Here is a 6000-nt window from a genome sequence, read left to right on the forward strand (position 1 = left end):
TCATTAACGAATCGTTTTCAGTGCTGTACTCCAGGAGATGACTTGAACCAGCATGCCATTCACCAACTTGCGGACTCACCCGACCTTCACGACTAGCTTCTAAGTGACAAAAAGTCGCTTCGAAAGTATAAGCTAACTTTTTGCAGCTAATTCAGTCAGACTCATTCAGTATTTCACATCATTCAACGAAATATCCGAGAGATCTCTCTTTATTTATTCATAAAATTTATTGCGAAATTGGGAAGGGGATACTCCGATATACCTGGAGAAACAATTCGAGAAATAAGGGATGTTTTCAAACCCAACATGTTCTGCGATTGAAGAAACTGTCCAGTGTGTATTGAGTAATAAGCTCTTCGCTTGATCAATACGAACTTTCATCACATATTCATTAGGCGTCATGCCATACATTTGCTTCATTGCTCGCGTAATATAGTTGTAATGATAATTGAAGGTGAAGGAGAGCCGTTCATTTGTAATTGATTCCTGATAATGGTTTCTAATAAAGTTTTCCACTTGCTCAGCTAATCTAACGATTGGTGTCACATCATCATTATTCTGCCTCATATCCATCATCTTCAGTAGCTGCTCGAAAGCATGCTGCTTTTTCCAATAGGCATTCGATTCTCTTTCTGTATTAGCCTCATTCATCTGCTCCAGTAATTGAAACGCTTGTTGAGGATAAGGAAAGGTCGTATGTTTCGGTAATTGAATCGTGTATGGAGTGGGGTAAAAACATTGCTGATGTTCCTCAATATTAAGCTTAATATGCTCCTGATCACTTTGCGTCCATGCACCTATACTTTGAAAATGAATCCAGTAGAACAGTATATGACCTTGTGCTGGTTTCACAGAATAATGAGATTGATTAGGCAATAAAATAAGCGATTGACCAGCTTCTAATTGCCAATGCTCGTGATCTTCACCAATATGTAAAGTGCCTTCTCGAACAAGAATGAAGTCAAAAAATCCTAAACTCGTTCGATTCGGATGAGTATCACCCGTTTCGTGAACTTGAAAACCGCTTTCTAAATAGTAGGGCGAGGGCGGAGCATTGAAATATAAATAGTTTATAGCATTAATTATAATCACTCCGTTAGTGTGAAATTTTATAATAATCAAGTTGGAATTCTGTATCGTATATATTCATAGTAACACATAAAATAGCTTTATAGAGTGTGAGAAACTAATAATACAATAGGAGAGTGTAATTATGACAGCACCCATTCAATTGACAAAACCTATTCAATTTATTCCGATGAAGCAAGTTAATATTGTTGATCCATTCTGGAGTCAATACATACAGTTAGTACGAGATGTCGTTGTTCCGTATCAATGGGAAGCTATCAATGATCGCATAGAAGGAGCCGAGCCAAGCCATGCTGTACAAAACTTCAAAATTGCTGCGGGATTAGCAGAAGGAGAATTTTACGGTTTCGTCTTCCAGGATACTGATGTCGCGAAATGGCTAGAGGCAGTTGCTTATTTACTATGTAAGGAGCCGAATGCCGAGCTTGAAGCGATCGCTGACGATATGATTACAATTATTGAAAAAGCACAGCAAGCTACGGGATATCTTAATACTTACTTCATTATTAAGGAACCTCAACTGAGATGGAAAAACTTAACAGAAGCGCATGAGTTATACACCGCTGGACATATGATCGAAGCAGGTGTCGCTTATTATCAAGCAACTGGCAAACGTCAACTACTTGATATCGTATGTCGGATGGCTGATGATATTGGAAATGTGTTCGGTAATGGAGAAGGTCAAATTCAAGGCTATGATGGACATCAAGAAATAGAGCTTGCCTTAGTTAAGCTCTATCATATTACCGGCGAAGATCAATATCTTCAATTAAGTAAATATTTTATCGATCAGCGTGGAACGAATACATTCTTTGTAGAAGAAGCTGAAAAGCGTGACTGGAGCAGTATTTGGCATAATGGTCGTATTCAAATTGATCCTGAGTATTTCCAAGTACACAAACCTGTGCGTGAACAGGATGTAGCAGTGGGGCACGCCGTTCGCGTTGTCTATATGCTAGCAGGAATGATCGACATTGCGAAAGAAACGAAAGATGCGAGCTTAATAGAAGCTAGTCGTACATTATGGAACAACATCGTTCATAAGCAAATGTATATCACTGGCGGAATTGGTTCTATGGTTCATGGAGAAGCTTTCTCGGTAGATTATGACCTGCCTAATGATACCGTCTATTCCGAAACATGTGCCTCCATCGGCTTAATCTTTGCAGCACAGCGGATGCTACAACTTGAGACAAAAAGCGAATACGCTGATGTGATGGAGCGTGCGCTTTATAATACAGTAATTTCAGGTATGTCATTGGATGGTAAGCATTTCTTCTATGTTAATCCTCTGGAAGTACAACCAGAGCAATGCAATGGACATAATAAAAATTACAACCATGTTAAGCCAGTTCGTCAAGAATGGTTTGGTTGTGCTTGCTGCCCTCCTAACCTAGCTCGTTTGCTAGCATCATTAGGCGATTATATGTATTCCGTGTCAGGCAACACCGTGTATTCGCATTTATTTATCGGTGGGACTACAGAACTGAATATTGATGGTTCTACTGTAACGTTGAAGCAAGCTTCTGACTTACCTTGGAGTGGAGTAGTGAAATATGAGCTGACGACAACTGCGCAAGTAGAGATGAACTTAGCGATTCGTATTCCGAACTGGTCGCCACAAACGACGATTCTCGTAAATGGGAAAGAGCTTCAAGTTGCCGAAATTACTGAAGATGGTTATGCGATGATTAAGCGTCAATGGCAAACTGGCGATATTGTAGAATTAAACTTTGATATGAGTATTAAACGTATGAAGAGTCATCCGAAAGTGAAAGCAAATGCAGGGAAAGTTGCGCTTCAGCGCGGACCAATTGTATACTGCATCGAGGAAGCAGATAACGGGAAATTACTACAGCAAGTAAAGCTACCGAGCGATGCAGACCTCACTTTGAAATTCAACAATGATCTGGCGGATGGTGTATATACGATTGAAGCCGAAGGGGTCAGCATTAACGCTCAAGCATGGTCAGATCAGCTGTATGCTGCTGATGTAGCATTCGAAGAAAAGCCAATTGCACTTACGTTCATTCCTTACTACACATGGGCTAATCGTGGCGAGGGTGAAATGATGGTATGGGTTAATGAGTTAGCAAAGTAATCAAAGTAATTATGCATTAATATTAATCCGCGTCTAATGTTAGAAGTTCATTCTAACTATTGAGATGTGGATTTTTGTTATGCTAATGGTCGAATAGTCTATGTTGTCGTTCTCTGCAATTAAATAACTAATCCGATAACTATAATATATTGATTTTTATTACATAAATGAATTTCGTAAAACTGCAGTATGAGGCTACAAACCTACATTATAGTACTAAAATACTATTATTCCCTACCAATTTTATAATATAAATGTATAATACTAGGTATGGATACTGGATATAGGAATGATATGATCATACATAAATTGCATAAGAAAACTAAATTTCAAGCAAGTATATCCTAATACACATTTATGGGGGACATTATGAGGAAACCAATTCAATTATTTATCGTTATGCTTCTATCTATTGCATTGTTCGTACCAACAACGGCTGCTCATTCGGGTAGAACAGATGCGAATGGAGGACATAATTGCTCTGCGAAATCAGTAAGCAAAGGTTTATGTACCGGATATCATTATCATTCAGGTCCGAAATCTACAAGTAGCAGTTCGAGTTCCACAAGCTCCAAATCAACTAAGAAAAGCAGTAGCAGTACAAGCACATCGAAAGCTACAACTGTCAAAAAAGTAGAATATGAAAAATCAACGGTTCAATTGTATGTTAATGATTCTTTAGTCAAATTAGACAATGATATACTTATTAAAGAGAACAGTAACTATTTCCCAGTTAGAAGCGTCGTAAAAGCAATAGGTGCAACTCTTGAAATAGATAAGACGTCAGATACGATCAAAATCACAAAAAATAAAAAGAGTTCAACTCTGTCAATGTCTAGTAAAAGCGTTATTACTAAAAATAATACGACGTATGCACCGATTAGAGATATTGTAGGCGATCTAGGAGCTACGATTAGATTTGACAAAGATAATAACAAAATTTATATTAGTATCAAATAATAAATGATTGACCGAAAGAATCAGGTCTCGAGCTAATGCTTGGGACCTTTTTATCGTTTCTAGTAATTGTATAATATGGTATAATGGAGGCGTGTTCATTGATCTATGTGACCAAGCAAAATGAAGAGTGGCTAGTTCTATCGTTCCGATACAATGCGGAGATCATTCAAAAAGTAAAAGAGATCAATCGCAGGTGGTACGATCAACATCAGAAAGTGTGGCTAATTCCATACACCATTGTAGCTGTTACACAGTTAATCGAACTATTGCATGAGAAAAACATCACTGTTGAAACACTTTTACAGGATGAATGTTATCTATTAGCCCATTGCCGAGCATTTACAAGAAAGAAGATGGAGCTGGAACAATTTCTTAATCCGCAAGGGTTTGTAAATGTTAACAAGAATGAGAAAGTGCCTTCTGAGCATGAAAACTATGCAAACATCACTTCACGGACAACTGCAGCAAAATTGTTAAAGACATCGGATGCTTCAACTACTACCAAGACCACTGGATTTCCCATATCCAAAATACTTCAATCAGAGGCAGTGCAACTGCAACTTGACATCCTTCAACAAGAGCTAAAACTACGAGGGTACAGTAAAAAGACGATTTCCGTATATAGGGGACATATTACACGATTTATCGATTATATGAGAGCAAGAGAGTTAAAAAGTGATGTAATTAAGGGTGTTGTTGAAGCATACGCTCTTCTACTTCTGGACCAGGATCGCTCACACTCCTACGTGAACCAAGCAATTAGTGCATGTAAATTCTACTCACAGCATGTATTACAGCAAACTGATACAACTCAATATGTAAGACCAAAGACGGAGAAGAAATTGCCGCAAGTATTGTCTTTAGCTGAAATCAAACTCATTTTCAAAACTATTCAAAATGAAAAACATCGTGCCATCATTATGATTACCTATTCATCCGGGTTACGAGTAAGTGAAGTCGTTCGCTTGAAGTTGGAGGATTTTGATCTCGATAGACAATTACTGCGGATTCGCCAAGGAAAAGGTAGAAAGGATCGTTATACTTTATTATCTGAAGCAGCGTGGCAAGCGATCATACAGTATAAAGCTAACTATAAGTTAACAAGTTGGCTCTTTCCAGGTCAACAAAGCAAAGGTCATATTACAGAGCGAACGGTACAGAAAGTATTTGAACAAGTGTTGGCCAAGACTACTATACATAAAGAAGTAACGCTGCATACACTCAGACATTCATTTGCCACACATTTACTAGAAGGCGGCATAGACATACGCTATATTCAAGAACTACTAGGTCACGAACATATAAGTACAACTCAAAAGTACACCCACGTAACAAACATCAACGCACGCAGCATAAAAAGCCCATTGGACATGTAAGTAGCGTGGCAGGCAACCACTGGCGGAAGGAAGATCAAGTCGAAGTCTGCAAAGTACGCAAATAGACTAAAGGAATGAAATAACACGAAATACGCACAACAACAGATCTAGGCACTATAAACGAAATACGCAAATAATGTGATATGTGAAACATCTGGATTGGTAAAACTATATAAATACAAGTGCTAATAAAAGCAAACAGAAGTAGCAACAATACTAGATCGTATCTCGTTGTAGTAAGTAGAAACGATTATTAAATCTAATTACAAGAATAATTAGTTTATCCTCGCACCATGAACCGCACCAGTTGTAGGTCCAACTATAATGTCAGACAACCCAGATGAAAACCATAAATCAAAATAGAATGAACAGAAACCTTAAGGGGAAAAAGCAATATAGATGAAGTCATTAAGACATATAAAAATGATAGCATGGCAACATTTAGGTTTGTGAAGTATTTCAAGAAGTCAGATG

Annotated in this window: 4 protein-coding genes; 3 read left to right on the forward strand and 1 reads right to left on the reverse strand. The window is 38.0% G+C overall.

Annotated features, from left to right (window positions below; all coding sequences use genetic code 11):
• Positions 1–213: 213 nt before the first annotated feature.
• Entirely contained in the window at positions 214–1122 is a 909-nt protein-coding gene (locus tag AC1TO5_RS17880; protein WP_482064196.1) for a helix-turn-helix transcriptional regulator, read from the reverse strand.
• A gap of 91 nt (positions 1123–1213) precedes the next feature.
• On the opposite strand from AC1TO5_RS17880, the gene AC1TO5_RS17885 reads away from it, so the two are divergent.
• The 3 genes from AC1TO5_RS17885 (at position 1214) to AC1TO5_RS17895 (ending at position 5526) form a co-directional block, all read left to right on the forward strand.
• Positions 1214–3190 (forward strand): glycoside hydrolase family 127 protein, encoded by a 1977-nt coding sequence (locus AC1TO5_RS17885; RefSeq protein WP_482064197.1) that lies wholly within the window; start codon positions 1214–1216, stop codon positions 3188–3190.
• 369 nt (positions 3191–3559) lie between these two features.
• The gene (locus AC1TO5_RS17890) at positions 3560–4150 is read left to right on the forward strand and encodes a stalk domain-containing protein (RefSeq protein WP_482064198.1); all 591 of its coding nucleotides are present in this window, start codon (positions 3560–3562) and stop codon (positions 4148–4150) included.
• 107 nt (positions 4151–4257) lie between these two features.
• A complete protein-coding gene (locus tag AC1TO5_RS17895; protein ID WP_482064204.1) occupies positions 4258–5526 on the forward strand; it encodes a tyrosine-type recombinase/integrase in 1269 nt (422 codons plus the stop codon).
• The last annotated feature ends 474 nt before the right edge of the window (positions 5527–6000 follow it).

It is taken from the genome of Paenibacillus sp. Y930 (genome assembly GCF_056786375.1).